This window comes from Microbacterium sp. Z6_144 (assembly GCF_057197625.1).
The window spans coordinates 1,298,772-1,324,328 of sequence record NZ_JBXVPT010000001.1 but is presented as its reverse complement, the minus strand read 5'-3'; the positions used below and the strand labels follow the sequence as shown (position 1 = coordinate 1,324,328).

Genomic DNA, 25,557 nt, shown 5'->3' with positions numbered 1-25,557 from the left:
CAGTCCCCGTGGAGATCCGCATCGGAATCGCGAACACCGGCCGAGAGCTCACCTTCGAGACCTCGGAGTCGTCGGAAGCCGTCAAGAAGGCGGTGGCCGATGCGCTGGATTCCTCGGCCACGCACGTGACCTTCACCGACAGCAAGGGCAACGCCTACATCGTCCCCACCTCGGGCCTCGCCTTCGTCGAGGTCGGCACGGAGGACACCCGCCGCGTCGGCTTCGTGGCCTGAGCACGTGCAGATCGTCCTCGGCATCCTGATCGCCGCCGTCGTCGGGATCGCCGTGCACTACGCCCTGCCGCAGAAGGCCACCCGGGGGGCGGCGCTGGCCCCCCTCCTGGCCGCAGCAGTCGGGGCCGTCGCCTGGACGGCGCTGACCTGGATCGGCCTCGGCCCGGACAACGCGCTCCTGTGGCTGGCCGCCGTCGCGCTCCCCGCCGTCGTCACGGTGCCGGTGATCGCCTGGCTCGGTGCATCGCGCGTGCGAGCGGATGCCGCCACGCGCGAGCGGCTCCGCCTCCGCTGATCCGGCGGACAACCCCGCCGGATGCCGCGTCAGGCCGCGAGACCCATTGCATCCATCCGCCGGGCGTGGCCGGCCATGAGCGCCGTGAACACCGGTTCGACCTTGGCCTCGCCGGCCGCGTCCAGGGCGCGCGTGCGCAGTGCCGCTCGGGCAACCAGCAGCGTGTCGCCCACCAGCCGCCGGCCCCACAGTGCCAGGAGTGACGTCCACTCCGAGTCGCTCGCGATCGTCTGCTGTGTGATCTCCACGATCGCCTGGCGGTCATCGTCAGCGCGGAGGATGCGGGCCACCCGACGCCCGGTGTCGCCGTAGCTCGCCGACAGCGCGAGGTAGAAGTCATCCAGCATCCCCGCGGTGATGTGCACCGACAGCATGGTCTCCTGGGCGCGGACGCCGTGGGTGGCACGGCGGAAGGCGTCCAGCTGTTCCCGGAAGGGCAGCATGAGCGCGGTCGGCTCGTCGCCGCGCTCGCGGATGAGGGCGACCAGCTCCTCGTGCTTGCGCAGCGCTGCGCCCGCGGCGCGGGAGAGCGACTCCTTCTGGGCGAGCTCGGGGGTGGAGGCGATCAGCTCGCTGAGCGTCTCGAAGAACCCCAGCTGCAGGTACGCGGCCTGCCCGAGGTACGTGTCGACGTCGGGCGCGAGCTCTTCGAAATCGACACGCGTGGCATCGCCCACGTCGCCGCGCGAGCGCAGTGTCAGGGCGCGCCCTTCGGGCCGACGACGGCGACGGAACCACTCGAACACGGGGTACAGCCTAGGCGCGACCGAGGTCGGCGCGCGGGACCGGTATCCTGGAACAGCCCCGGCATCGGATCGGGGCCCCGCGCCTGTGGCTGAGTGAAGGGCGTGGACCTTCGACACCAAGGCGGATCCTCCGCCGGACAGGCATCTATCGTGACGACCTTCGCCGAGCTCGGCGTGGACCAGGACATCGTCGACGCTCTCGCGTCGAAGGGCATCATCGATGCCTTCCCGATCCAGGAGCAGACCATCCCCCTCGGCCTTCCCGGCCAGGACATCATCGGACAGGCCAAGACCGGTACCGGCAAGACCTTCGGCTTCGGCATCCCCGTCGTCCAGCGGCTGGGGCTCGACCCCGAGCACGGGGTGCAGGCGCTCATCGTCGTCCCCACGCGTGAGCTCGCGGTGCAGGTGTACGAAGACATCGACATGCTCACGCAGAACCGCTCCACCAGCGTCGTGGCCATCTACGGCGGCAAGGCCTACGAGGGCCAGATCGAGCAGCTGAAGGCCGGCGCGCAGATCGTCGTGGGTACCCCGGGCCGGCTCATCGACCTCTCCAACCAGCGTCTGCTCGACCTCTCCCACGCGCGCGAGGTGGTCCTCGACGAGGCCGACAAGATGCTCGACCTCGGCTTCCTCCCCGACATCGAGAAGATCTTCACGAAGCTTCCCGCCATCCGCCACACGCAGTTGTTCTCCGCGACGATGCCGGGTCCGATCGTGACCCTCGCCCGCCGCTTCATGACCAACCCGATCCACATCCGCGCCAACGACCCCGATGAGGGCCTCACGCAGGCCAACATCGAACACCTGGTCTACCGCGCGCATTCGCTGGACAAGGACGAGATCATCGCCCGCATCCTGCAGGCCGAGGGGCGCGGCAAGACGGTCATCTTCACGCGCACCAAGCGTGCAGCGCAGAAGCTCGTCGACGAGCTCGGCGACCGCGGGTTCAATGCCGCCGCCGTCCACGGCGACATGAGCCAGGAGGCGCGCGAGCGCTCGATGGCGGCGTTCAAGGCCGGGAAGCGCGACGTGCTGATCGCCACCGATGTCGCCGCGCGCGGCATCGACGTCGACGACGTCACCCACGTCATCAACCACACGATCCCCGACGACGAGAAGGCCTACCTGCACCGGGCGGGCCGCACCGGCCGCGCCGGCAAGACCGGAATCGCCGTCACCTTCGTCGACTGGGACGACCTGCACAAGTGGGCACTGATCAACCGCGCCCTCGAGTTCGGTCAGCCCGAGCCCGTCGAGACGTACTCGTCGAGCCCGCACCTGTACTCCGCCCTCGGCATCCCCGAGGGCACGAAGGGCCGTCTGGTGACGGCGCCCAGGGCATCGACGGAGAAGAAGGCCCCGGTCGAGCGGAGATCCGCCGACAAGCCCGCAGCCGATGACTCGGCGGATGCGACGCGTCGCCGTCGTCGGCGCCGGACCGAGGACGCTGCCCCCCAGGACGCCGCGGTCGAGCCCGCCGCGCGGACGCAGGGCGAGGGCACGCACGACGGCAGCGGCACGGAGCACCACGACGGCAACTCCGCGCCTCGCCGGCGTCGGCGTCGCCGCGGTGGCGCACGGACCGACGGCGCCCCCGCGGCCTGACTCGCCCCGCGGCCTGACTCGCCCCGCCGCCTGACTCGCCCCGCGGCCTGACCGCGGCGGCGGGTCGGCCGCTACGGGTAGACCGGTGAAGTGCCGGTGCCGGCGGCGAGGATGCGGGCCACCATGTCGTCGGACGTGGTGTTCTCCCCCGGCCGGTTCGGCTTGCCCAGGCCGTGGTAGTCGCTGGATCCCGTGAGGATCAGGTCCCGTTCGGCGGCGATCCGCCGGATGGTGCGCTTGCCCGACTCCAGGTTCTCCCGGTGGCCCAGCTCGAACCCGGCGAGGCCCGCGCGGAGCATCTCGTCCAGGAGCCCCAGGGGAAGCAGTCCCGCCCGTCCGGCGGGATGCGCGATGATCGGGACGCCGCCGGCGCCGACGATGAGCTGCACCGCGGTCACCGGGTCGGGCGCGTACAGCGCGATGTAGTAGTCACCGCCGGGGCTGAGGATGCCGTCGAAGGCCTCCGCGCGGTCGCGCACCAGCCCGCGGGCGACGAGCGCGTCGGCGATGTGCGGGCGTCCCACGGTGGCGCCGTCGGTGGTCTGCTCCACGATGTCGTCCCACCCGAGGTCGTAGTCGCGGGAGATGCGCTCGGCCATGAGGCGCGCGCGATCCAGGCGCGACGAACGGATGCGGTCGGTCATCGCGCGCAGCTCTGGCTCGTCGGGATCGACGAGGTAGGCCAGCAGGTGGACGCTGCGCCACTGATGCCGTGCCGACAGCTCCATCCCGGGGACGAAGGTCATGCCCAGCGATGTCGCGGCGTCCGCGGCCTCGGCCCATCCCGATGTCGTGTCGTGGTCGGTGAGGGCGGCCGTTCGCAGGCCGTGCCGGTGGGCGGCGGCCATGACCAGCGCCGGCGCCTCGGTGCCGTCGGAGTGGGTCGAGTGCAGGTGCAGGTCGCTCGGGCCTTCGAAGCGTCGGGGCGTCTGCACCCTCCGAGCGTATCGCGGCAGTTACCGCCGCCCCGGGTGTCGCGTCCGCCGATCTCCCAGTGAGCTGCTCTAGAGTCGCGGACGTGCGCCGTCTCCTCGGATTCCTCGTGGCGGGGCTCTGCATCCTCGCGGCGGCGGTGCTCACCTGGCCTCAGCTGTTCCAGGTGGAGCGCACATTCCCCATCGCGCAGATGATCGCCTTCCGCGGGCCGATCGCCGCCGGGTTCGCCGTTCTCGTGGGGCTGGCCCTGCTGCTGGCGCTCATCCGGCCCCTCCGCGCCCTCGCGCTGTCGCTCGCGCTCATCGCCCTCGTCGCCGGTGCGGCCAACGGCGCGATCCTGTTCTCGCGGGGCCTCGGCAGCGACACCCTGCCGGAGAAGACCGAGACGAGCGTCCGCGTCCTCACGTGGAACACGGCCGGATCGGCCACCACGGCCGACACGATCGCCCAGATCGCGGTGGCCATGCAGGCCGACATCGTGACGCTTCCGGAGACGACGATCGAGACCGGCGAGCAGGTCGCGATCGCCATGCGGGACCTCGGCTCGCCCATGTGGGCCCATCACGCGGCGTACGGCGAGTACGGCGTCGACGGATGGGATGCGACCTCCACGACCCTCCTGATCGCCCCCGCTCTGGGGGATTACGCCGTCATCGAGTCCTCGCAGGACGGGTCGAGCAACACCTCGACGGTGCCGAGCGCCGTGGCCATGCCGGTCGACGGCGCAGGCCCGACCGTCGTGGCCGCGCACGCCGTCGCGCCTCGGCGGGAGTACATGACCGCGTGGCGCCACGACCTGCAGTGGCTGGCCGATCAGTGCGCCACGGCGAACGTCATCTTGGCCGGCGACTTCAACGCGACGCTGGATCACATGTCCGGGCTGGGAGTGGACGGCGGGGCACTCGGGCGCTGCCGCGATGTCGCCGCCGACACCGGCAACGGCGCGCTGGGCACGTGGTCCACGGCGGTACCCGCACTGCTGGGAGCCCCGATCGATCACGTCCTGGTGTCTCCGGAGTGGACGGCCAGCGGGTCGGTCGTGCTGAAATCCCTCGACGGCTCCGGCAGCGACCACCGCCCGCTCGTCGTGCAGCTGGAGCCATCCGGGCGGTGAGCCGCCCTCCCGGTGAGAGACTGGGACCCATGGACACCACAGGTGAGAGCGACACGATCACTCCGGCCGACGAGACCGCTTCGTCGAACACCAACCGGCGTCAGCCGTTCCCCCGCGGCTTCCTGGACACCATCTCCACCGGATGGGCCGAGCGCCCCGAATCCCTCCCGACGCGCCGCGAAGCCGCCGCGTGGACGGCCGCGCGCCGCGATGCGGTCTCACGCGCTTTCCCCGGCCGGCGCCTGGTGATCCCCTCCGGCGCGCTCCGCCAGCGCAGCAACGACACCGACTATCCCTTCCGCGCCCACTCCGCTTTCGCACATCTGACCGGGTGGGGCGCCGACGCCGAGCCCGACGCCGTGCTCGTCTTCGAACCCACCGGACGCAGCGGCCACGAGGTCACGCTGTACTTCCGCGAGCGCGCCGACCGCAGCACGCCGGAGTTCTACGGCAACGCCGCGATCGGTGAGTTCTGGATCGGGCCGCGCCCCTCCCTGGCCGCGGTCTCCGCCGATCTCGACCTGCCCACCGATCACCTCGACGCCTTCGAGGCGGGCGACGGCGACCTCGTCGTCGACGACGACCCCGACCTCACGCGCGTCGTCTCCGAGCTGCGCCTGGTCAAGGACGACTTCGAGATCGCCCAGCTCCGCGCCGCGGTGGATGCCACGGCGCGCGGTTTCGACGACATCGTCGCCGACCTCCCCCGCATCATCTCCCACCCCCGCGGCGAGCGGGTGGTGGAAGGGGTCTTCCACACCCGCGCGCGCACCGACGGCAACACCGAGGGCTACGACACCATCGCCGCATCCGGCCCGCACGCGTGCTACCTGCACTGGACCCGCAATGACGGCGCGGTGGTGCCGGGCGACCTCATGCTCGTGGATGCCGGCGTGGAGATGGACAGCCTGTACACCGCCGACATCACCCGCACGATCCCCGTGAGCGGCCGGTTCACCCCCATCCAGCGCGCGATCTACGAGGCGGTGCGGGAGGCCGCGGATGCGGCGATGGCCGCCGCCCGTCCGGGCGTGAAGTTCCGCAGCGTCCACGAGGCCGCGATGACGGTCATCGCCGAGCGGGTGGCCGAGTGGGGTCTGCTGCCGGTGACGGCGCAGGAGGCTCTGGATGCCGATGACGGCGGGCAGCACCGCCGCTACATGGTGCACGGCACCAGCCACCACCTGGGCCTGGACGTGCACGACTGCGCGCAGGCGCGACGCGAGATGTATTACGACGGCATCCTGGAGCCGGGGATGGTCTTCACGATCGAGCCCGGACTGTACTTCCAGGTGGATGATCTCACGGTGCCCGAGGAGTACCGCGGCATCGGTGTGCGGATCGAGGACGACATCCTCATGACCGCCGACGGCCCGGTGAATCTCTCGGCCGCGATCCCGCGCACGGCGGACGAGGTCGAGGCCTGGATCGCGGGCCAGGCGCGCTAGCGGGCTCCGACACCCGCCGCTGAGGTCGCCGCCGGCGGGATCACGACCGCTCGCGCAGGAACGCCGCGACCAGCGGCGCGAGGTCTGCGCCGAGCACCGCGGCATCGCGTGGGCGGCCGCTGCCCTCGAACGAGTGCCCGCCGCCCTCGACCCAGATCAGGCGCGCGTCCGGGCAGGTGGCGACCGCATCCTCCAGCTGCGCGTGCGGGTCGACGAACGGATCCCGCGTTCCGGAGACGAACAGCTGCGGCTGAGGCACCCCGGGCAGGTGCGCCACGCGCGCCTTCGCGGGGTCGCCGGGCGGATGGAGCGGATAGCCGAGGTAGACGAGCCCGGCGGGGTCGATGGCGCCGTCGGCCGCCGCCATGGACGCCATCCGTCCGCCGTACGACTTCCCCGCCGCCCACACCGGGGCCGCGCCGCCGCGCTCGCGGAGCCATCCCATGACCGCGCTCCACGTGGCGATGGCATGCGCCGGTGGCCCGGGCATGCGTCGCCCGGCCGCTCGGTAGGGGAAGTCGAACAGCACCGTCGCGACACCGTGCTCCTTCATGCCGCGGGCGAATCCCGTGAGGAACGGATGCGTCCGCCCCGCCCCCGCGCCATGGGCGATCGCGATGGTGGCCCAGGCGCCGGTCGGTGCGGCATGGTCGGCCGGGATCGAGACCGTTCCCGAGGGGAGGTCCACCTCGATCCCCTGCGGCTGGTCGGCGCTCACCCCTCGGTGCGTTCTCCGTAGCGCGGGGGCTCGGGTGCTCCCGGCGGCGAGGCCGGCGCGGACGGCGGCTCGGGAGTGCCCTCCCCCGGCATCCCCGGCAGCGGCGGGACGGGCGGCGTTGCCGGCTGGGCACCCGGGTCGGGGAGCCGCTCACCGTACTGCGGCGGCACCTCGCCGCCGACCGGACCCGGCGCGGGCGGGGGCACCGCGACCGTGGCCGCGGGCCCGAGGGTCTGCCGAGCCTTGGGCAGGCTCCCCGGCACCACGCACACCTCGTAGCGGTCGGCGGTCACCTGCATCACCGACGCGAAGTCGCGGCGGCGCCGCACGATCGAATACGTCACGAGGCTCATCAGCATGCCGATCGCCACACCCACCAGGAGCACACCGAGGAACACCGAGATCTGGACCGTCGGCATGCCCAGCACGAAGATGAAGGAGAACAGCAGACCCAGCAGCAGTCCGTTGATCGCTCCCGATCGCGCCGCCGTGGCGTAACCCAGCCGTCCGGTGACCCGTTCGATCGAACGCAGCCCCTGCCCGACGATCGCGATGTCGCGGGCGGGGATCTCGGCGGCGATGAGCGCCGAGACCGCCTTCTGAGCGGCCTCGTACGTGGGGAAGGTCGCCACGGTCTCCCCCACCGCCTCACGACCGGGAGGGACGCGTCCGCCGAGCATGCTCATCTGTCCATCTTGTCACGCAGGGGGCGGCACGCCCCTGCCGATGGGGGGCCGCGGGACTACGCTGGGAGCGTGAGCACGCAGAGGGTCTTCGTCGCGCGTCTGGCCGGATGCGCCGTCTTCGATCCGGCCGGCGACCGCCTCGGCAAAGTGCGCGACGTCGTCGTCATCTACCGCTCCGCCGACCCTCCCCGCGTGGTCGGCCTCGTCGTGGAGATCCCCGGCCGGCGCCACGTGTTCCTCTCCATCGGCCGGGTGACCTCGATCGCGGGCGGCCAGGTCATCACGACGGGCCTGATCAACGTGCGCCGCTTCCAGCAGCGCGGCGGTGAGGTGCGCGTGCTCGCCGAGCTCGTCGGCCGCCGCGTGTACCTCAACGACGGCTCCGGCGACGCCGTCATCGAAGACGTCGCCATCGAGCGCAGCCGCCTGGGGGAATGGGACATCGGACAGCTGTTCCTCAGGCGCCCGAGGACCAGCGCGTCCCCGTTCGCGAAGGGCCCGACGACCTTCGCGACCTGGGCGGAGGTGCGGGAGCAGCCATCCACCGGCGGAGCGCAGTCGGCCGAGCAGCTCGTGGCCACCTACGCCGACCTCAAACCCGCCGACCTCGCCAACACGCTGCTCGATCTTCCCGAGGAACGCCTGCTCGACGTCGCCGGGGAGCTCTCCGACGAACGCCTCGCCGACGCGCTGGAGGAGATGCCCGAAGACGAGCAGGTGCGCATCCTGGAGCGCCTCGGGGACGAGCGGGCCGCCGACATCCTCGACGCGATGGAGCCGGACGACGCCGCCGACCTGCTCGGCCAGCTCCCCGAGGGCCGCCTCGAGCAGTTGCTCGAGCTCATGGAGCCCGACGAGGCCGACGACGTCCGCGCGCTGCTGAAGTACGGCCCCGACACCGCCGGCGGGCTGATGACCCCCGAACCGATCGTCCTGTCCGCCGACGCGACCGTCGCCGAGGCGCTCGCCCTCATCCGTCGCCACGAGCTGCACCCGGCCCTCGCCGCATCCGTCTTCGTCACCCTGCCCCCGTATGAGACGCCGACCGGCCGGTTGCTGGGGACGGTCCACTTCCAGCGGATGCTGCGCTATCCGCCGCACGAGCGCCTGGGCGCGATCATCGACGACACCCTCGATCCGGTGCCGGCCACCGCGTCGGCGGCCGAGGTCGCACGCCTGCTGGCCAGCTACGACCTCGTCTCGCTCCCCGTCGTCGATTCCGCGCACCGTCTGGTCGGGGCGGTGAGCGTCGACGACATGCTCGATTACCTGCTGCCCGAGGACTGGCGCTCGCACAACGGCGACGACCCGAGACCGCGCACCACCAACCGGCCCCAGCCCGCCACGGCGGGCGTGCCCACCACCACCCCGAGGAGGCGCTGATGGCCCGTCCCGCACGGCAGGCGGTAACCCTCGATGCCCCCCTCGGCCGCGGCGGGGTGCTGCCTCCCCGCGCTCCGCGCCCCTCGCGCGACCGCTTCGGCCGCTTCTCCGAGTCGTTCGCGCGCGCGATGGGCACGTCCGCCTTCCTCCTGGGCATGACCGCGTTCGTCGTGGTGTGGCTGGTGTGGAACAGCACCGCCCCGCGTGAGTACCAGTTCGACCCGTCGTCGATGAACTTCACGCTGCTGACGCTGATCCTCTCCCTCCAGGCCTCGTATGCGGCGCCGCTGATCCTGCTCGCGCAGAACCGGCAGGACGACCGCGACCGCGTGCAGATCGAGCAGGACCGTCAGCGTGCCGAGCGCAACCTCGCCGACACCGAGTACCTCGCGCGGGAGATCGTGGCGCTGCGGATGGCGGTGCGGGACATGACCGAGGGCGTGCTGACGAAGGACGCGCTGCGCTCGGAGCTGAAGACGCTTCTGAAGGAGCTCGACTCCCCCGAACGCGACACGACCACGCAGTGACGGACGCCGCGCGGACCGATGCGGTGCGCTCGGCGGTCTCGGCCGTGAGCGATCCGGAGCTGCGCCGTCCGCTGGGCGAGCTCGACATGATCCGCGCGGTGTCGGTCACGGGCGACCTCGCCCACGTGGACATCGCGCTCACGATCGTGGGATGCCCCGCCGCCGATCGCATCGAACGCGACGTGCGTGCGGCAGCGGCGTCCGTCCCGGGGATCACGGGGGTCGACCTGGGGATCGGGGTCATGACGCCCGAGGAGCGGCGCGCGCTCACCGAGCGCCTCCGCGGCGGCCGGCCGGCTCGCCAGATGCCCTTCGGCGCCGACTCCCTCACCCGGGTCATCGCCGTCACCAGCGGCAAGGGCGGCGTGGGAAAGTCGACCGTCACGGCCAACCTCGCCGTGGCCCTCGCTCGGCGGGGCCTGCGCGTCGGACTCGTCGACGCCGACGTGCACGGGTTCTCGATTCCCGCCCTCCTCGGGCTCGTCGACGCCGACGGGCTCCCGCCCGCCCCCACCCGCATCGACGACCTCATGCTGCCCCCGGTGGCGTACGACGTGAAGGTCATCTCGATCGGCATGTTCCTCCGCCGACCCGGCGAGTCCGCCGCCGGCGCCGTCGCCTGGCGGGGGCCGATGCTGCATCGCACGGTGCAGCAGTTCCTGACCGACGTGTATTTCGGCGATCTCGACATCCTGCTCCTGGACATGCCGCCGGGTACCGGCGACGTCGCGATCTCGGTGGGGCAGATCCTGCCCCACGCCGACGTGCTCGTGGTGACGACGCCGCAGGGCGCCGCATCCGACATCGCGGTGCGCAGCGGCCTGGTGGCCCGTCAGACCGGGCAGCGCATCATCGGGGTGGTGGAGAACATGGCGGCCATGACTCTTCCCGACGGTTCGACGCTCGACCTGTTCGGCGCGGGCGGTGGCGCGGACGTGGCTCGGGCGCTCTCCAACCATGCCGATGGCCCCGTCCGGCTGCTGGCATCGATTCCCCTCAGCCCGGCCCTGCGGGCGGGGGGAGACTCCGGAATACCGGTCGTCGTCGGTCAGCCCGAGGATGCGGCCGCCCACGCCGTGGAGGAGCTGGCGTCATCGATCGCGGCCGCCGGCCGCGGCCTGGCGAGGCGGTCCCTGCCGGTCTCGCCCCGCTGAGGGCCAGACGGGTCAGGTGGCTTCCGAGTCGAAGGGAGGCGCCTCGCCCGGCCGGAATGCCGGTGGGGGCGGAGGGGTCGTCCCGGCGCTCGTGGCGGCGCCGGCGACCGAGGCCGCGCGCACCGTGGCCACCGGGGCATCCTCCAGGAGCGCCTCGCGGATGATGCGCCGAGGGTCGTACTGGCGAGGGTCGAGCTTGCGCCAGTCCACCTCGTCGAACTCCGGGCCCATCTCCTCCCGCATGCGCGACCGCGCCCCCTGGAGGAGGTCGCGCGCACGCACCGCGAGGCGCGCGAGATTCTCCGCGTAGCGGGGCAGACGCTCGGGGCCGATGAGCAGGGCCGCGATCACGCCGATCAGCAGCAGCTTCTCGATCGTGAGCCCGAAGAACATGACTTCAGGTTACCCGCCGCGCCTCGGCGATCGGCAGGACGCGGCCACGTAGTCTGGCCCAGGAGGTCGGGATGAGCGGATCAGAGGCGAATCAGCGGTTCGTGCTCGAGGCGACGGTGGAGCCGGAGCACATCGCTCGCGCGCGTGCCCATGCCCTCGAGCTGGGCGCCGACCCGATCAGCCCGCCCGTCGGCGCGCAGACCGCGGTCATCGCGGCCGCCTCCCGCGCGCTGAACATCGTCGAGATCGGAACCGGCGGCGGCGTGTCGGGGCTGTGGCTCCTGCACGGCTCGCCCCGCGCGACCCTGACCTCGATCGACAGCGAACCCGAGCACCTCGGTGCCGCGCGAGCCGCGTTCGCCGAGGCCCGCATCCCCGCCGCCCGTGCCCGCTTCATCACCGGGCGCGCCGCAGACGTCCTCCCCCGGATGAACGAGGCGTCGTACGACATCGTCTTCGTCGACGCCGAGCCCGAGGGCGTGATCGAGTACGTCGAGCACGGTCTGCGCCTCGTGCGCGCCGGAGGCACGGTGCTGGTGCCCCGCGTGCTCGCCGGCGGCGCGGTGGCCGACCCGGTGCGCCGCGACCCGATCACGCGGGCGTACCGCTCGCTCATCCAGGAGACGCAGTCCTCCCCCGCCGTCATCGGTGCGCTGTCGACCGTGGCCGAGGGCCTGCTGCAGCTCACCACCGTCGCCGAGCCCCGCTGACACGGGAACGGCCGGCCCCGACAGGGACCGGCCGTTGCTTACGGAGGGGACGGCGTCAGGCGCCGACCACCCCGCCCAGCACGTCGTAAAGCTCCTTGGCCTCGGCGTCGTTGACCGAAACGACCAGGCGCCCCCCGCCCTCCAGAGGAACGCGGACAATGATCAGGCGCCCCTCCTTCACGGCCTCCATCGGTCCGTCACCGGTTCTCGGCTTCATGGCTGCCATCGCGGGCTCCCTTTCCTCATAGGTCGCTCCCAGTTTATCGTGCGCACCGGTGCGTACGGCGCGCGTCCCCAGGCCCTTCCCGGCTCACGGGATCTGCCAGTACGTGTTGCCGAGCGCATACATGTGGAAGATCCACCACCACTGGCCGGCCAGGCCGGCGAGAAGGACGCCGATCCGCCAGATCGGCGAGGGCGGAGCAGCCAGTGCACCGGTCAGCGGCGTCAACGGGAAGAGCAGGCGGAAGGTGCTGGACTGCGGGAAGAACACCGCGAGCAGGTAGACGAGGTAAGCCGCCGACCACAGTCGCACCTCGGGTCCGAGCCGGCGCACATGCCGCTCGAAGAGCAGGGCCGCCGCGACGAGGAGGATCAGCATCCCGAGGGCGGCGTACCCGGCCGCCTCGCCCATCCCCCACGTCCGGAACCAGAACGCGGCGGCGGCCAGCGACCCCTCGAACGGGACGAACGCGCCGTCGGCCCCCGGAATCCAGTTGCGCCGCCAGGCCAGCTCGGTCGCCAGATACGCCGCGGGATCGCCCGTGACGATCGCCGCAATCGCCTGCCACGCGAAACCGACCGCCGTCGACAGCGCGCCGAGCGCCACGATGTGGACGATCTCGCGTGCCGGCAGCGGCTCGCGGGAACGGCGGAACCACCGCCAGATCCCGAAGAGAGCGAGGAACAGCGCGAAGGCGAGGATGCCGGGGCGGGTGAATCCCATCACGGGCACGAGGAGATAGAGCCACCCGTACCGCCGTCGGAGCACGCAGGTGAGAGCCAGAAGGAGAAGGAACACGAACAGCGCCTCGGCATAGGCGACCTGGAACAGCGCGCCCAGGCGGCCGGCGGCGAAGAAGACCACGGCCCACAGGGACGCGGTCTCCTCCAGCTTCCGGCGCACCAGGTGGTACAGCGCGAGGCTCGCCCCGTAGCCGGCGGCCAGCGAGATCACCACGGCCCCCGCGCCCCACGAGCCGAGGAGGGTTCCGAGCCCGGCGGCGAGGAAGGGGTAGAGCGGGAGGAACGCCCACGCATTCTCCGCGACCGCTCCAGAGGCCGTCAGCGGGAGCTCTGCCGGATACCCGTTCACCGCCGCGAACCAGTACCACTGGCCGTCCCACCCCACCGCCAGTTCGGCGATCGTCGCATCCGCCCCGAAGCGGGAGCCGGGGCCGGAGAGCTCGGCGGCGGCGAAGAAGAACGCGGTCGTGACCAGGCGCGCCGCGAGATAGAGGATGCCGATCGTCGCGGCGACGGGGAGCCGCCGCGCGCGGGTCAGGAGTCGCTCAGCCACGCCCGCAGGCCGCGCTCGACCTCGACGATCTGGGCCAGCGGCACGCGCTCCTCGTCGTGATGGGCCAGCTGCGGGTCGCCGGGGCCGTAGTTGACGGCCGGGACACCCATCGCGGAGAAGCGCGCGACGTCGGTCCATCCGTACTTCGGGCGGGGCTCCGCCCCGACGGCCGCGACGAACTCCTGCGCGAGCGGCGCATCCAATCCCGGGCGGGCGCCATCGGCGAGATCGATGACCTCCACCTCGAACCCGGCGAACACGTCGCGGACGATCCGGGTGGCCTCCTCCCCATCGCGGCTGGGCGCGAAGCGGTAGTTCACCTCCACCTCGCACGCGTCGGGGATGACGTTGCCCGCCACGCCGCCGGCGATCCGCACCGCGTTGAGCCCCTCCCGGTACACCAGGCCCTCCACCTCCACCTCGTGCGGACGGTACTCCGCCAGGCGCGACAGGATGGGGGCGGCCTTGTGGATGGCGTTCTCCCCCACCCACGCGCGGGCGCTGTGCGCCCGGACGCCGTCGGTGCGCACGATGGCCCGCAGGTTGCCGTTGCACCCGCCTTCGACCTGGCCGTTGGAGGGCTCCCCGAGGATGGCGAAGTCTCCGGCGAACAGGTCGGGGCGCGTGCGGGACAGCCGCGTCAGCGCGTTGAGGTCGGCATCGACCTCCTCGTGGTCGTACCACATCCAGGTGATGTCGACGCGGGGGGCGACGAGCTCGGCGGCCAGCCGCAGCTGCACGGCGACACCCGCCTTCATGTCGACCGTGCCACGACCCCACAGGTAGGGCTCACCGTCGACCTCGACGTCGCGCGTGGGGAGGTTGCCGTTGATCGGAACGGTGTCGATGTGCCCGGCGATCACGACGCGCTGAGCCCGGCCCAGGTGGGTGCGGGCGACGATCGTGTCACCGTCGCGGACGACCTCGAGGTGGGCCAGCGGGCGCACGGCCTCCTCGATGGCGTCGGCGAGGGACTGCTCCTCTCCCGAGACGCTCGGGATGTCGCAGATCGCGCGCGTGAGGTCGACGGATGAGGCGGAGAGATCGAGGGCTGGCACCCCCCGATCCTACCGACGCCGCGTCGGAGCGGCGGAGGGCGAGCCGCTAGCGTGGGAGGCATGAGCGACGAGCGGTGGGTGCACGGGCTGGGCCTGGCGACGGTGGCGGCGGATGGGACCGTGCTGGACACGTGGTACCCGGAGCCGGCCCTCGGGCGCCTCCCCCTGGGGTTCAACCCGGCCATGCCTCCCGCGGCACTCGAGCAGCTCGCCGTGGCGGACCCGCGCCGCGCCGTGGAGGTGGAGGTCGTCGCCCTCGAGATCGACCTGGATGCGGCGCCCGCCTCCACGTCGGATGCCTATCTGCGCCTGCACGCCCTCTCGCACCGCCTCGTCCGCCCCAACGAGCTCGATCTCGACGGCATCTTCGCCCACCTCCCCACCGTCGCGTGGACGACGGCGGGGCCGATGCATCCTGGCGAGGCGACGCGGTTGCGCCCCCTGCTGCTGCGCGAAGGCGTGCAGGTGCAGGGGCTGGACAAGTTCCCGCGCCTGCTGGACTACGTGACCCCCGCCGGCGTCCGCATCGCGGACGCATCACGGGTACGGCTGGGCGCCTACCTCTCCCCCGGCACGACGGTCATGCACGAGGGATTCGTGAACTTCAACGCCGGCACGCTCGGGGCCTCCATGGTCGAGGGCCGCATCTCCCAGGGCGTCGTCGTCGGAGACGGCAGCGACATCGGAGGGGGCGCCTCGGTCATGGGGACCCTGTCGGGAGGCGGTACGCACCGCGTCTCCATCGGGGAGCGCACACTCCTGGGGGCCAACGCCGGCATCGGCATCTCCCTGGGCGATGACTGCGTCGTGGAGGCGGGCCTGTACGTCACGGCCGGGACGAAGATCACGCTGCCCGGCGCGGCCCCCCGGCCCGACGGTACGCAGCCCGTCGTGAAGGGCGCGGAGCTCTCCGGCCGGTCCGGCCTGCTCTTCCGCCGCAACTCCCTCACCGGCGCGGTCGAGGTCGTTCGCCGTGAGGGCGTCGGCGTGGTCCTCAACGAGGCGCTCCACGCCTGATCAGAACACCAGGTACAGCGTGAAGCTCCAGAGGCAGATCACCGCGAGCATGCCGAGGCTGTAGAGGATCGACGCCCGCAGGATGTCGCTCTCCCGGCCGGACAGCCCCACAGCGCCGGCGGCGATCGCGATGGACTGCGGCGAGATCACCTTTCCGGTGTTGCCGCCGGCGGTGTTGCCGGCGACCGTCAGCGCCGGGTCGGCGCCGATGCCCTCCGCGGTGACCACCTGCAGCGGGGCGAACAGGGTGTTGTTGTTGACGACCGACCCCGTGAGGAACACGCCGATCCAGCCGATGATGGGGGCCAGCAGCGGCACGACGGGACCGAGGGCGGCAAGGGCCGACCCCATGGACGTCGACCCGCCCGAGTAGTTGGCGATGTTCGCCAGCGCCAGGATCAGGGCGATGAGCACGAGCGCCTGCCACAGGGTGCGCAGCGTCGCCCCGAGCTCTCCGAACAGCGCCTTGGCGTTCAGGTTCGGCGTCGTGAGGTACGACACGATCACGGCGAGGAGAATCGCCGTGCCGGTGGCGTTGAGCGGCGTGAAGTCCCACGTCGCCGTCACCGGGTCGCCGGCGGCGTTCGCGATCTCACCGGTGAGACCGGGGATCCGGACGGGGAAGACCGCGCCGGCCAGCGGACCACCCGAGGTGAACAGCCCTTTGAACGCGGGGAGGCTCCAGATCAGGACGAAGCCGGTGAGGATGTAGAACGGGCTCCAGGCCACCGCGATCTCCCGGAGGCCGTGCCGCTCGATCACCGGCACCGCGCCGCCGTCCTCGCGGAAGTGACTGCGCGGCTGCCACACCCGGCCGAGGGCGACCAGCGCGATCATCGCCCCGAGCCCCGCGCCGATATCGGCCAGTTCGGGGCCGAGGAACCACAGCACGCCCCCCTGGATGCCGCTGAAGACGATCGTCACCGTGACGGTGGCCGGCAGGGTCTCCTTCAGGCCGCGCCACCCGTCGAGGATCATGACCAGCAGGAACGGGATCAGGATCGTCAACGGCTGGAGGATGACAACCATCGACCGCGACAGGATCGTGAGGTCGATGCCGGTGACCTGCGACGCCACGATCACCGGGATGCCGATCGCGCCGTACGCCCCGGCGGCGGCGTTGGCGACGAGGGAGATCATGGCCGCCTTGAGCGGGCGGAACCCCAGCTGCACGAGGAGTGCGGCGCAGATCGCGATGGGCACCCCGAAGCCGGCGGCGCCCTCCAGGAACGCGCCGAACGCGAAGCTGATCAGGAGCACCTGGATGCGCTGGTCGGGCGAGATCCCGCCGATCGACGAGCGGATGACGTCGAATCGGCCGCTGGCGACGGCGAGGCGGTACAGCCACACCGCCATGACGATGATGTACGCGATCGGCCAGATGGCGGTGAGGACGCCGACGAGGCCGGCCCCGGCAACGGCCGATCCCGGCATCCCGAACGCCCACAGCGCGACCACCACCTCCGCCACCAGCGCGATGACCGCCGCGATGATGCCCTTGAGCTTCAGCACCACCAGGCAGAAGAGGAAGAGCAGGATGGGGATGGCCGCCACGAGCGCGGAGAGCCAGAGGCTCCCGAAGGGGTCGGTCGTCTGCTCCCACATGGCCGCCTCCGCTCGTGCGGATCGATTCCCGCGGTCCGCAAATTACGCGCGCGAAAGCGTCCGGTCACCCCCTTGCGCGACGGCGAAGACGAGCAGCGTGGATCAGACCCCGGGGTAGTCGCGCTCCGCGGCGCCGGTGTACAGCTGCTGCGGACGGCCGATCTTCGTCTGCGGGTCGCTCTGCATCTCGCGCCAGTGCGCGAGCCAGCCGGGCAGACGCCCGATCGCGAACAGCACCGTGAACATGCGGGTGGGGAAACCCATCGCCTTGTAGATCACGCCGGTGTAGAAGTCGACGTTGGGGTACAGGCGGCGCTCCTTGAAGTAGTCGTCCTTCAGGGCGATCTCCTCGAGATCCTTCGCCAGATCCAGCAGCGGGTCGCTCACGCCGAGGGCTTCGAGCACCTCGTCGGCCGACTCCTTGACGAGCTTGGCGCGCGGGTCGTAGTTCTTGTAGACCCGGTGGCCGAAGCCCATGAGCTTGACGCCCTCCTCCTTGTTCTTCACCCGCTCGACGAAGCGCTCGACGCTCTCGCCGGAGTCGCGGATGCGTCCGAGCATCTCCAGGACGGCCTCGTTCGCGCCGCCGTGCAGCGGTCCGTAGAGCGCGTTGATTCCGGCAGAGATGGAGGAGAACTGGTTCGCACCGGTGGAACCCACCAGACGCACGGTCGAGGTGGACGCGTTCTGCTCGTGGTCTTCGTGGAGGATGAGGAGGCGCTCCAGCGCGCGCGACATGACGGGGTTGACGTCGTACTCCTCGCTGAGCACGCCGAAGTTGAGCTTGAGGAAGTTGTCGACGAAACCGAGCGAGTTGTCGGGGTAGAGGAAGGCCTGGCCCACGCTCTTCTTGTGCGCGTACGCGGCGATCACGGGGAGCTTGGCCAGCATCCGCACGGTGTTCAGCTCGACGTGCTCGGGGTTGTGCGGGTCGGACTCGCTCTCGTAATAGGTCGAGAGCGCGGCGGTGGCCGCCGACAGCACCGACATGGGGTGCGCCGTGTGCGGGAGGGCGGAGAAGAAGCGCTTGAGGTCCTCGTGGAGGAGGGTGTGGCGTCGGATGCGCTCGTCGAAGGCGGCGAGCTCGTCGGCGGAGGGCAGTTCGCCGTAGATGAGCAGCCACGCGACCTCGAGGTACGTGCTGTTCTTCGCCAACTGCTCGATCGGGTAGCCGCGGTAGCGGAGGATCCCCTGATCGCCGTCGATGAACGTGATCGCGCTCTTGGTGGACGCGGTGTTGACGAAGCCGTAGTCGAGAGCCGTGTGGCCGGTCTGACGCGTGAACGTCGAAATGTCGATGCTCGGCACCCCATCGGTGCCGGGCAGCACCGGGAACTCGGCCGTGCGTTCCCCGACGGTGAGGGTGGCCTTCTCGTCCTGCGTTCCCGTGTCGCTCACTGCGCCTCCTTGCGATTCCTGGTCGCGTTCAACCCGCTCACCCCGGAGGCACGTCCGCGCGCGCCGGGCCGGCACGGACGACGTGGATGGTCACCTCATCCCCGTGCTCGTACAGCCTAATGGGCGTGCGGGACCAGGACGGACACGGCCAAAGGGGTCCCCCTCCGAATGGAGGCAGGCGCCCACACGTCAGGCCGAGCGCAGTCTTTCCGCCGCCGCCGCGATGCGTTCGTCGGTCGCCGTGAGGGACAGCCGCACGTGTCGGGGGAAGTGCGGACCGTAGAAATGGCCGGGACCGGCGAGGATGCCGAGGTCGGCGAGCCGGCCGAGGCTGTCCCACGCGTCGCGGTCCTCGGTGGCCCACAGGTACAGGCCCGCCTCGCTCGCATCGATGCGGAAGCCGGCCGCCTCCACGGCCGGTTTCAGCAGCGCCCGGCGCCGGCGGTAACGCTCCTTCTGGGCCTCCACGTGCGTATCGTCGGCCAGTGCTGCCGTCATGGCGGCCTGCACGGGGGCGGGGGGCATGAGCCCCAGGTGACGACGGGCGGTGAGCACCGGCGCGATGAGCGCGGGGTCGCCGGCGAGGAAGGCGGCGCGGTACCCCGCGAGATTGGACTGCTTGCTCAGCGAGTACACCGACAGCAGCCCGGTGAGGTCGCCACCGGTGACCTGCGGGTCGAGGATGCTGGGGATCGGGGACTGCGCCCACGGCTCGTCCCACCCGAGTTCCGCGTAGCACTCGTCGGAGGCGAGGACCGCACCGAGCGCGCGCGCTCGGTCCGCCGCGCGGCGGAGAGCCGGCGCATCCAGCACCCGCCCGTCCGGGTTTCCGGGCGAGTTGAGCCATACCAGGCGCGTGCCGGCCGGCCACTCGTCGGGATCGTCGGCGGCGAAGGGCGTCGCCCCCACCAGGCGCGCTCCCACGTCGTAGGTCGGGTACGCCGCTCGCGGATGGACGACGACATCCCCCGGCCCGAGATCGAGCAGGAGCGGGAGGAGGGCGACCAGCTCCTTGGAACCGACCGTCGGGATGACGTGGGCGGGGGTCAGGCCCGGGACTCCCCTGCGCCGGTGGTACCACGCCGCGATCGCCTCGCGGAGATCCGCGGTCCCGGAGGTCAGCGGGTACCCGTGCGCGTCGGTCGCGCCCGCCAGGGCCGCAGCGATGACGGCGGGCGTCGGATCCACCGGGGAGCCGACCGACAGGTCGACCAGGCCGCCCGGATGACGACGGGCCTTCTCCGCGTACGGGGCGACCGCGTCCCACGGGTAGTCAGCGAGATCGCCGACCCCCATCAGCAGGCGCTCACTCGCCCTGCGGCGGCAGCACCGCGATGACGGGGTGATCCTTGTGGATCACGCCGACCTTCGCTGCGCCCCCGGGCGAACCGATGTCGTCGAAGAACTCGACATTGGCCTTGTAGTAGTCCTGCCACTCTTCGGGCAGGTCGTCCTCGTAGTAGATGGCCTCGACCGGGCACACGGGTTCGCACGCACCGCAGTCGACGCATTCGTCCGGGTGGATGTAGAGAGAGCGTTCCCCTTCGTAGATGCAGTCGACCGGGCACTCGTCGATGCACGCGCGGTCTTTGACATCCACGCACGGGAGGGCGATCACATACGTCACGGATTCAGTCTACGTGGGCTCACCGGGGCGGGCGGCCGGTTCGGCGCGCAGCCCGGACAGGTCGGGCCACGCGACGACGAGGGCGACGAGCACGGGTACGGCGATGGTCCAGGTGAGAGGGATCCATTCCGTCTCCGGCGAGGAGGGGGCAACGATCGCGGAACCGCCGGGGCCCACGTTGCTGAACAGGAACGTCACGAGCACGACCCCGAGGCCGCCCGCCAACGCCGTCCACCGGTCGGCGGTGAGCGTGCGGAACGCGACGAGCAGCGCACCTGTCCCCACGATCGCGAGGATGAGCCCCACCGGGAGAGCACCGAGGGCGAAGGCGTGGCCGACGGTGGCGGCGGTGCCGTACACCGCCCCGATGAGGAGCGACACCGTCCACGTGAGAATGCGCGCTGCGAGGAGCCCGGCCGCCGGAGAGGTCACCGCGACAGTCTAGGTGCCGGTGTCGCGGTGCCGCCCCGGGGACGAAGGCCCGTCATACCGCCCACCCCCACAGCCGCAGCAGCGCGGCGGTGACCGCCGCGGCGAGGACCACGACGAGGAACGGGGCACGAAGCGCCAGTAGCCCGGCTGCCACCAGGACGGCGGGGATGCGCGCGTCCACGACCACGGCCTGGCCGGCGCCGAGCGTCTGCACGGCGACGAGGGCGGCCAGCAGCGCCACGGTGAGGAGATCGGCGATCCGCGCCGGCCGAGGGGCCTCCACCCATCGGGCGGGGAGGAGATAGCCGACCGCCTTCAGCGCGAGGCAGATCACCGAGGCCAGGAGCACCGCCGTCCACATCGTCATGGCAACCCCCCTCGTTCGGGCACATCGAATTGTTCCGGCGGCGGCTGGTCGGCGCGGCCGAGCCAGTTGAACCATCCCACCACCACCGCGACCACGGCCGCCGCGATCACGGGCAGCCCCGGCATGAGCGCAGGGGTGAGCACCGCAGCGATGACCGCCGCGCCCGCGCCGACCGCGATCGCCTGACGTCCCCGCAGCCGGGGCCACAGCAGCGCGAGGAACGCCGCGGCCGCCGCCGCATCCAGCCCGTACTGACGCGGGTCTCCGAGCACGTCGCCGAGGAGCGCGCCGACGAGGGTCGAGAGGTTCCACCCCACGTAGATGCCGATCCCCGTCACCCAGAACCCGAGGGTGCGTGCACGGGGGTCGGTCTGTGCGAGCGAGACCGCGATCGACTCGTCGATCGTGAACTGCGTCGCGCCGGCGCGTCGCCAGAATCCCCGTCCGATCACCGGCGACATCCGCATCGCGTAGGCGACGTTGCGTACTCCCAGCAGCGCGGAGGAGGCGATGGCGGCCGGAGCGGCCGCGATACCCCCCGCGCCCACGACGCCCACGAACGCGAACTGGGAACCGCCGGTGAACATGAACAGGCTCAGCACGCACGTCTGCCAGACATCCAGCCCGGAGGCCACCCCAAGCGCACCGAACGAGATCCCGTACGCGCTGGTGGCCAGGGAGACGGCGATCCCCTGCCGGCCGGCCCGGCGCTGCTCGTCGACGGGATCGGGAGGCGGCGAGGTCACTCGCGCCAGCCTAGCGGCGGCCGCCGACGCCCGCGCGCGCCTCCGCGCGCACCGGTCGTCGGGGGTCAGACGTTGGCGTCCTGGCGCTTCAGGCGGCTGGCGGCGCGGCCGCGCTCGGTCTGGTCGAGGACGACCTTGCGGATGCGCACCGTTTCCGGGGTGACCTCGACGCACTCGTCCTCGCGGGCGAATTCCAGGCTCTCCTCGAGCGACAGCTGGCGCGGCGGGGTCATCGACTCGAACGTGTCGGAGGTGGACTGACGCATGTTGGTCAGTTTCTTCTCCTTGGTGATGTTGACGTCCATGTCGTCGTTGCGGGAGTTCTCCCCGATGACCATGCCCTCGTAGACCTCCTGCGTCGGCTGCACGAAGAACGACATGCGCTCCTGCAGGGCGATGATCGCGAAGGGGGTGACCACGCCCGAGCGGTCGGCGACGATCGAGCCGTTCTGGCGCGTCACGATGCTTCCGGCCCACGGCTCGTAGCCGTGCGAGATCGCATTGGCGATGCCGGTGCCACGGGTGGTCGTGAGGAATTCCGTGCGGAAGCCGATGAGGCCGCGCGAGGGCACGACGAACTCCATCCGCACCCACCCGGTGCCGTGGTTGGTCATGTTCTCCATGCGGCCCTTGCGGGCGGCGAGCAGCTGCGTGATGGCGCCGAGGTACTCCTCGGGGGCGTCGATGGTCAGGTGCTCGAACGGCTCGTAGGTCTTGCCGTCGACCTTCTTGGTGACCACCTGGGGCTTGCCCACGGTCAGCTCGAAGCCTTCGCGGCGCATGTTCTCGACGAGGATCGCCAGGGCGAGCTCACCGCGGCCCTGCACCTCCCACGCGTCGGGGCGGCCGATGTCGACGACCTTGAGCGAGACGTTGCCGATCAGCTCGCGGTCCAGGCGGTCCTTGACCAGGCGCGCCGTGAGCTTGTGGCCCTTGACCTTGCCGGCCAGGGGCGACGTGTTCGTGCCGATCGTCATGGAGATCGCCGGCTCGTCGACGTGGATCTGCGGGAGCGGCCGCACGTCGTCGGGGTCGGCGATCGTCTCGCCGATCGTGATGTCGGGGAAGCCGGCGATCGCGACGATGTCGCCGGGGCCGGCGCTTTCGGCCGGGTAGCGCTCGAGGGCGCGGGTCTTCAGCAGCTCGGTGATGCGGGCGCTGCTGACGGTGCCGTCGGCGCGCACCCAGGCGACCGTCTGACCCTTCTTCAGGGTGCCGTTGAAGACGCGCAGGAGCGCGAGGCGGCCGAGGAAGGGGCTCGAGTCGAGGTTCGTGACCCAGGCCTGCAGGGGCGCCTCGTCGTCGTAGGCCGGCGCCGGCACGTGCTCGAGGATCGCCTCGAACAGCGGCTCGAGGTCGTCGTTGTCGGGGAGGCTGCCGTTCTCGGGGCGGTTGCGGGATGCTGCGCCGGCACGCCCGGAGGCGTACACGACGGGGACGTCCAGCAGGGCGTCGACGTCGAGGTCGGGCACGTCGTCCTGGAGGTCGGACGCCAGCCCCAGCAGCAGGTCGTGGCTCTCCTCCTCCACCTCGGCGATGCGGGCGTCGGGGCGGTCGGTCTTGTTGACCAGCAGGATGACGGGGAGCTTGGCTTCCAGCGCCTTGCGCAGCACGAACCGGGTCTGCGGGAGCGGCCCTTCCGAGGCATCCACGAGGAGGACGACGCCGTCCACCATCGACAGCCCGCGCTCGACCTCGCCGCCGAAGTCGGCGTGGCCGGGGGTGTCGATGACGTTGATGGTCACCGGCGTGTCGGTGTGCTTGCCGGAGTAGGTGATCGCCGTGTTCTTGGCGAGGATCGTGATGCCCTTTTCCCGCTCGAGGTCGTTGGAGTCCATCGCGCGCTCCTCCATGTGCTCGTGAGAGCCGAAGGAGCCGGTCTGCCGGAGCATGGCGTCCACGAGCGTCGTCTTGCCGTGGTCGACGTGCGCGACGATCGCGACGTTGCGCAGATCGGAACGGAGGGCATGCGCCATGAAGGTGTCCTTGAAGTTTCGGGGTTCGCCCGGAATCGGGCCGACCCATTCTACCGGCGCGGCGCTGTGTAGCGGCTGCACCGCGAATTCAGGATGCGTCGCCCTCCGCCAGGAGCAGTTGGTGGCGCAGTTCGCGGCGTGCTGCCTGGGTCTCCGGATCCGGTACCGGGATGGCTGCGATGAGGCGCTGCGTGTACGGCTCCTTCGGCGCGCGCAGGATCTCGTCGCGCGTGCCCTGCTCCGCGATCCGCCCCCGATGGAGCACGACGATGCGATCGGCGAGCGCATCCACCACGGCCAGGTCGTGGCTGATGAAAAGGCACGCGAAGCGGTACTCCCGTTGCAATTCGCTCAGCAGCTCCAATACGCGGGCCTGCACCGAGACATCCAGCGCGCTCGTGGGTTCGTCGGCGACGAGAAGCCGCGGCTTGAGGGCGAGTGCACGCGCGATGCCGACGCGCTGCTTCTGGCCCCCCGACAACTCGTGCGGGTAGCGGTTGCGGTAGCTGCGCGGCAGACGCACCTCGTCCAGGAGCTGCTCGACGCGCGCGTCGAGTTGCTTGCCCTTGGCCTCGCCGGCGAGCATGATCGGCTCGCCGATGCTCTCGCCGATGGGCATACGGGGATTCAGCGACGACGAGGGGTCCTGGAAGACGATGCCGACCTTGCGGCGAAGCGAGGCCACCACCTTCCGAGCGCCGGTGCTGATGTCGATGCCGTCCACGACGAGACGCCCCTCCGCGATGGGCTGCAGGCCGATGGCGGCCCGCCCGATCGTGGACTTGCCCGACCCCGATTCGCCCACGAGCCCGACGATCTCCCCCTCGGCGATACCCAGCGTCACGTCGTCGACGGCGCGGAAGGCGGCGACGCGACGACGCTTGCCGTACTCCACCGATACGTGGTCGAGTTCGAGCACGGGCTTGGCGATCACGGGAGCGGCGGCGGCTTCGGCGATCGTCGCCTGATCCACCCCCGCCTCGACCTCTTCTACGACGTGCGCCAGGCTCTCCACGACATCGACGGCCTCGTGGTCGCCCGACTTCTCGCCCAGGCGCGGCACGGCGGCGAGGAGTTCGCGCGTGTAGGCCTCCTGCGGGTTGCCGAGCACCGCCCGCACGTCACCCTGCTCGACGATGTCGCCGTCTTTCATCACGACGATCCAATCCGCCAGGTCGGCCACCACGCCCATGTCATGCGTGATCAGGAGGATCGCAGAATCCATGCGGTCGCGAAGGTCGCGCAGCAGGTCCAGGATTTCGGCCTGCACGGTGACATCCAACGCCGTGGTCGGCTCGTCGGCGATCAGCAGCGCCGGGTCGAGGCTGATCGATTGGGCGATCATCGCACGCTGACGCTGGCCGCCGGAGAGCTGGTGCGGGTAGGAGTCGAACGCCGTGGCCGGATCGGGGAGTCCGACCAGGCCGAGGAGTTCCAGGGCGCGGGCCTTGGCCTCGGAAGGGCTCTTGGAGGTGTGGCCGCGGATCGCCTCGATGATCTGGAAGCCGACGGTGAGCACCGGGTTGAGGGCCGTCATCGGCTCCTGGAAGATCGCGGCCACCTCCGTGCCGCGCAGTTGACGCAGGGCCCCAGGCTGCAATCCCAGGATCTCGCGCCCGTTGACGCGGATGCTGCCACGCACGCGGCTGTTGCGGGGCAGGAGTCCCAGGATCGACATCGAACTGGCGCTCTTGCCGGAGCCGGACTCCCCCACCACCGCGACGACCTGGCCACGCGCGATGGAGTACGTCAGGTTCTTCGCCGCCGGGACCCAGACGTCGTCGACGGCGAAGTCGACGCTGACGTCGGTCATCTCCAGCGCCGGGGTCGCCGGCTGTGCGGTCGAGGTCATGACAGC

The 25,557-nt window shown here is 71.2% G+C and carries 27 protein-coding genes; 10 read left to right on the top strand and 17 right to left on the bottom strand.

All coding sequences use genetic code 11. The features are described 5' to 3' along the window. Positions 1-8: 8 nt before the first annotated feature. Positions 9-233 (top strand): DUF3107 domain-containing protein, encoded by a 225-nt coding sequence (locus AC2DGY_RS06480; RefSeq protein ID WP_484508878.1) that lies wholly within the window; start codon positions 9-11, stop codon positions 231-233. A 4-nt stretch (positions 234-237) separates the two neighbouring features. Further along, the gene (locus AC2DGY_RS06475; RefSeq protein ID WP_484508877.1) at positions 238-528 is read left to right on the top strand and encodes a hypothetical protein; all 291 of its coding nucleotides are present in this window, start codon (positions 238-240) and stop codon (positions 526-528) included. A 29-nt stretch (positions 529-557) separates the two neighbouring features. On the opposite strand, the gene AC2DGY_RS06470 is transcribed toward AC2DGY_RS06475, so the two are convergent. Continuing rightward, positions 558-1,274 (bottom strand): ferritin-like fold-containing protein, encoded by a 717-nt coding sequence (locus tag AC2DGY_RS06470; protein ID WP_484508876.1) that lies wholly within the window; start codon positions 1,272-1,274, stop codon positions 558-560. Positions 1,275-1,424: 150 nt separating this feature from the next. Here AC2DGY_RS06470 and AC2DGY_RS06465 point away from each other — a divergent pair, with 150 nt between their 5' ends. Continuing rightward, entirely contained in the window at positions 1,425-2,885 is a 1,461-nt protein-coding gene (locus AC2DGY_RS06465) for a DEAD/DEAH box helicase (protein WP_484508875.1), read from the top strand. Between the two features lie 71 nt (positions 2,886-2,956). On the opposite strand, the gene AC2DGY_RS06460 is transcribed toward AC2DGY_RS06465, so the two are convergent. Further along, complete coding sequence (locus AC2DGY_RS06460; protein WP_484508874.1) at positions 2,957-3,820, bottom strand: PHP domain-containing protein; 864 nt, start codon at positions 3,818-3,820, stop codon at positions 2,957-2,959. Positions 3,821-3,903: 83 nt separating this feature from the next. On the opposite strand from AC2DGY_RS06460, the gene AC2DGY_RS06455 reads away from it, so the two are divergent. Then, positions 3,904-4,935 carry an endonuclease/exonuclease/phosphatase family protein gene (locus AC2DGY_RS06455; RefSeq protein ID WP_484508873.1) on the top strand — a complete coding sequence of 344 codons (1,032 nt, stop codon included), beginning with the start codon at positions 3,904-3,906 and terminating at the stop codon, positions 4,933-4,935. 29 nt (positions 4,936-4,964) lie between these two features. Continuing rightward, entirely contained in the window at positions 4,965-6,383 is a 1,419-nt protein-coding gene (locus AC2DGY_RS06450; protein ID WP_484508872.1) for an aminopeptidase P family protein, read from the top strand. Positions 6,384-6,423: 40 nt separating this feature from the next. Here AC2DGY_RS06450 and AC2DGY_RS06445 read toward each other — a convergent pair whose 3' ends face one another. Then, positions 6,424-7,101 (bottom strand): alpha/beta hydrolase family protein, encoded by a 678-nt coding sequence (locus tag AC2DGY_RS06445; protein ID WP_484508871.1) that lies wholly within the window; start codon positions 7,099-7,101, stop codon positions 6,424-6,426. Further along, positions 7,098-7,787 carry a YflT domain-containing protein gene (locus tag AC2DGY_RS06440; RefSeq protein WP_484508870.1) on the bottom strand — a complete coding sequence of 230 codons (690 nt, stop codon included), beginning with the start codon at positions 7,785-7,787 and terminating at the stop codon, positions 7,098-7,100. Before AC2DGY_RS06440 ends, AC2DGY_RS06445 begins: the two co-directional genes overlap by 4 nt. 69 nt (positions 7,788-7,856) lie before the next feature. On the opposite strand from AC2DGY_RS06440, the gene AC2DGY_RS06435 reads away from it, so the two are divergent. The 3 genes from AC2DGY_RS06435 to AC2DGY_RS06425 are packed head-to-tail and all read left to right on the top strand — an operon-like array spanning position 7,857 to position 10,851. Continuing rightward, on the top strand, positions 7,857-9,170 hold the full coding sequence (locus tag AC2DGY_RS06435; protein WP_484508869.1) for a magnesium transporter MgtE N-terminal domain-containing protein: 1,314 nt from the start codon (positions 7,857-7,859) through the stop codon (positions 9,168-9,170). Further along, positions 9,170-9,697: a DUF1003 domain-containing protein gene (locus AC2DGY_RS06430; protein ID WP_484508868.1), complete on the top strand. Its 528-nt coding sequence runs from the start codon at positions 9,170-9,172 to the stop codon at positions 9,695-9,697. The genes AC2DGY_RS06435 and AC2DGY_RS06430 overlap by 1 nt, the downstream gene beginning before the upstream one ends. Further along, entirely contained in the window at positions 9,694-10,851 is a 1,158-nt protein-coding gene (locus AC2DGY_RS06425; protein ID WP_484508867.1) for an Mrp/NBP35 family ATP-binding protein, read from the top strand. The genes AC2DGY_RS06430 and AC2DGY_RS06425 overlap by 4 nt, the downstream gene beginning before the upstream one ends. Positions 10,852-10,863: 12 nt before the next feature. Here the strand turns inward: AC2DGY_RS06425 and AC2DGY_RS06420 are convergent, their stop codons facing one another. Further along, a complete protein-coding gene (locus AC2DGY_RS06420) occupies positions 10,864-11,244 on the bottom strand; it encodes a twin-arginine translocase TatA/TatE family subunit (RefSeq protein ID WP_484508866.1) in 381 nt (126 codons plus the stop codon). 71 nt (positions 11,245-11,315) lie between these two features. Here AC2DGY_RS06420 and AC2DGY_RS06415 point away from each other — a divergent pair, with 71 nt between their 5' ends. Continuing rightward, positions 11,316-11,954, top strand: coding sequence for an O-methyltransferase (locus AC2DGY_RS06415; protein WP_484508865.1), 639 nt, complete (start codon positions 11,316-11,318; stop codon positions 11,952-11,954). A gap of 55 nt (positions 11,955-12,009) precedes the next feature. On the opposite strand, the gene AC2DGY_RS06410 is transcribed toward AC2DGY_RS06415, so the two are convergent. From AC2DGY_RS06410 to dapE, 3 genes are all read right to left on the bottom strand, one after another. Further along, positions 12,010-12,180: a DUF3117 domain-containing protein gene (locus AC2DGY_RS06410; RefSeq protein ID WP_135067559.1), complete on the bottom strand. Its 171-nt coding sequence runs from the start codon at positions 12,178-12,180 to the stop codon at positions 12,010-12,012. 84 nt (positions 12,181-12,264) lie between these two features. After that, on the bottom strand, positions 12,265-13,473 hold the full coding sequence (locus tag AC2DGY_RS06405; RefSeq protein WP_484508864.1) for a hypothetical protein: 1,209 nt from the start codon (positions 13,471-13,473) through the stop codon (positions 12,265-12,267). After that, the gene (dapE, locus tag AC2DGY_RS06400) at positions 13,455-14,531 is read right to left on the bottom strand and encodes a succinyl-diaminopimelate desuccinylase (protein WP_484508863.1); all 1,077 of its coding nucleotides are present in this window, start codon (positions 14,529-14,531) and stop codon (positions 13,455-13,457) included. The genes AC2DGY_RS06405 and dapE overlap by 19 nt, the downstream gene beginning before the upstream one ends. A gap of 60 nt (positions 14,532-14,591) precedes the next feature. On the opposite strand from dapE, the gene dapD reads away from it, so the two are divergent. Further along, positions 14,592-15,548, top strand: coding sequence for a 2,3,4,5-tetrahydropyridine-2,6-dicarboxylate N-succinyltransferase (dapD, locus tag AC2DGY_RS06395; protein WP_484508862.1), 957 nt, complete (start codon positions 14,592-14,594; stop codon positions 15,546-15,548). Here dapD and AC2DGY_RS06390 read toward each other — a convergent pair whose 3' ends face one another. The 9 genes from AC2DGY_RS06390 to AC2DGY_RS06350 all read right to left on the bottom strand — a co-directional run bounded on the left by AC2DGY_RS06390 (position 15,549) and on the right by AC2DGY_RS06350 (position 25,551). Beyond that, positions 15,549-17,153, bottom strand: a complete 1,605-nt coding sequence (locus AC2DGY_RS06390; protein ID WP_484508861.1) for an L-lactate permease — start codon at positions 17,151-17,153, stop codon at positions 15,549-15,551. A 102-nt stretch (positions 17,154-17,255) separates the two neighbouring features. Continuing rightward, the gene (locus AC2DGY_RS06385; protein WP_484508860.1) at positions 17,256-18,551 is read right to left on the bottom strand and encodes a citrate synthase; all 1,296 of its coding nucleotides are present in this window, start codon (positions 18,549-18,551) and stop codon (positions 17,256-17,258) included. Between the two features lie 189 nt (positions 18,552-18,740). After that, positions 18,741-19,847: a succinyldiaminopimelate transaminase gene (dapC, locus tag AC2DGY_RS06380; protein ID WP_484508859.1), complete on the bottom strand. Its 1,107-nt coding sequence runs from the start codon at positions 19,845-19,847 to the stop codon at positions 18,741-18,743. 10 nt (positions 19,848-19,857) lie between these two features. Further along, positions 19,858-20,178, bottom strand: a complete 321-nt coding sequence (gene fdxA / locus AC2DGY_RS06375; protein WP_484508858.1) for a ferredoxin — start codon at positions 20,176-20,178, stop codon at positions 19,858-19,860. Positions 20,179-20,187: 9 nt separating this feature from the next. Then, positions 20,188-20,610 (bottom strand): histidinol dehydrogenase, encoded by a 423-nt coding sequence (locus tag AC2DGY_RS06370; RefSeq protein ID WP_484508857.1) that lies wholly within the window; start codon positions 20,608-20,610, stop codon positions 20,188-20,190. Between the two features lie 52 nt (positions 20,611-20,662). Continuing rightward, on the bottom strand, positions 20,663-20,977 hold the full coding sequence (locus AC2DGY_RS06365) for an AzlD domain-containing protein (RefSeq protein WP_484508856.1): 315 nt from the start codon (positions 20,975-20,977) through the stop codon (positions 20,663-20,665). Next, positions 20,974-21,723, bottom strand: a complete 750-nt coding sequence (locus AC2DGY_RS06360) for an AzlC family ABC transporter permease (RefSeq protein ID WP_484508855.1) — start codon at positions 21,721-21,723, stop codon at positions 20,974-20,976. Before AC2DGY_RS06360 ends, AC2DGY_RS06365 begins: the two co-directional genes overlap by 4 nt. A 65-nt stretch (positions 21,724-21,788) precedes the next feature. Then, positions 21,789-23,699, bottom strand: a complete 1,911-nt coding sequence (gene typA / locus AC2DGY_RS06355; RefSeq protein WP_484508854.1) for a translational GTPase TypA — start codon at positions 23,697-23,699, stop codon at positions 21,789-21,791. Positions 23,700-23,787: 88 nt separating this feature from the next. Next, the gene (locus AC2DGY_RS06350) at positions 23,788-25,551 is read right to left on the bottom strand and encodes a dipeptide ABC transporter ATP-binding protein (RefSeq protein ID WP_484508853.1); all 1,764 of its coding nucleotides are present in this window, start codon (positions 25,549-25,551) and stop codon (positions 23,788-23,790) included. Positions 25,552-25,557: the final 6 nt, after the last annotated feature.

Coding starts and splice junctions, on each gene's coding strand:
- AC2DGY_RS06415 (WP_484508865.1), top strand. CDS start 11,316: ATGAGCGGATCAGAGGCGAATCAGCGGTTCGTGCTCGAGGCGACGGTG.
- AC2DGY_RS06390 (WP_484508861.1), bottom strand. CDS start 17,153: ATGTGGGAGCAGACGACCGACCCCTTCGGGAGCCTCTGGCTCTCCGCG.
- AC2DGY_RS06350 (WP_484508853.1), bottom strand. CDS start 25,551: ATGACCTCGACCGCACAGCCGGCGACCCCGGCGCTGGAGATGACCGAC.
- dapC (WP_484508859.1), bottom strand. CDS start 19,847: ATGGGGGTCGGCGATCTCGCTGACTACCCGTGGGACGCGGTCGCCCCG.
- AC2DGY_RS06440 (WP_484508870.1), bottom strand. CDS start 7,787: ATGAGCATGCTCGGCGGACGCGTCCCTCCCGGTCGTGAGGCGGTGGGG.
- typA (WP_484508854.1), bottom strand. CDS start 23,699: ATGGCGCATGCCCTCCGTTCCGATCTGCGCAACGTCGCGATCGTCGCG.
- AC2DGY_RS06365 (WP_484508856.1), bottom strand. CDS start 20,977: ATGACGATGTGGACGGCGGTGCTCCTGGCCTCGGTGATCTGCCTCGCG.
- AC2DGY_RS06420 (WP_484508866.1), bottom strand. CDS start 11,244: ATGTTCTTCGGGCTCACGATCGAGAAGCTGCTGCTGATCGGCGTGATC.
- AC2DGY_RS06450 (WP_484508872.1), top strand. CDS start 4,965: ATGGACACCACAGGTGAGAGCGACACGATCACTCCGGCCGACGAGACC.
- AC2DGY_RS06410 (WP_135067559.1), bottom strand. CDS start 12,180: ATGGCAGCCATGAAGCCGAGAACCGGTGACGGACCGATGGAGGCCGTG.
- AC2DGY_RS06430 (WP_484508868.1), top strand. CDS start 9,170: ATGGCCCGTCCCGCACGGCAGGCGGTAACCCTCGATGCCCCCCTCGGC.
- dapD (WP_484508862.1), top strand. CDS start 14,592: ATGAGCGACGAGCGGTGGGTGCACGGGCTGGGCCTGGCGACGGTGGCG.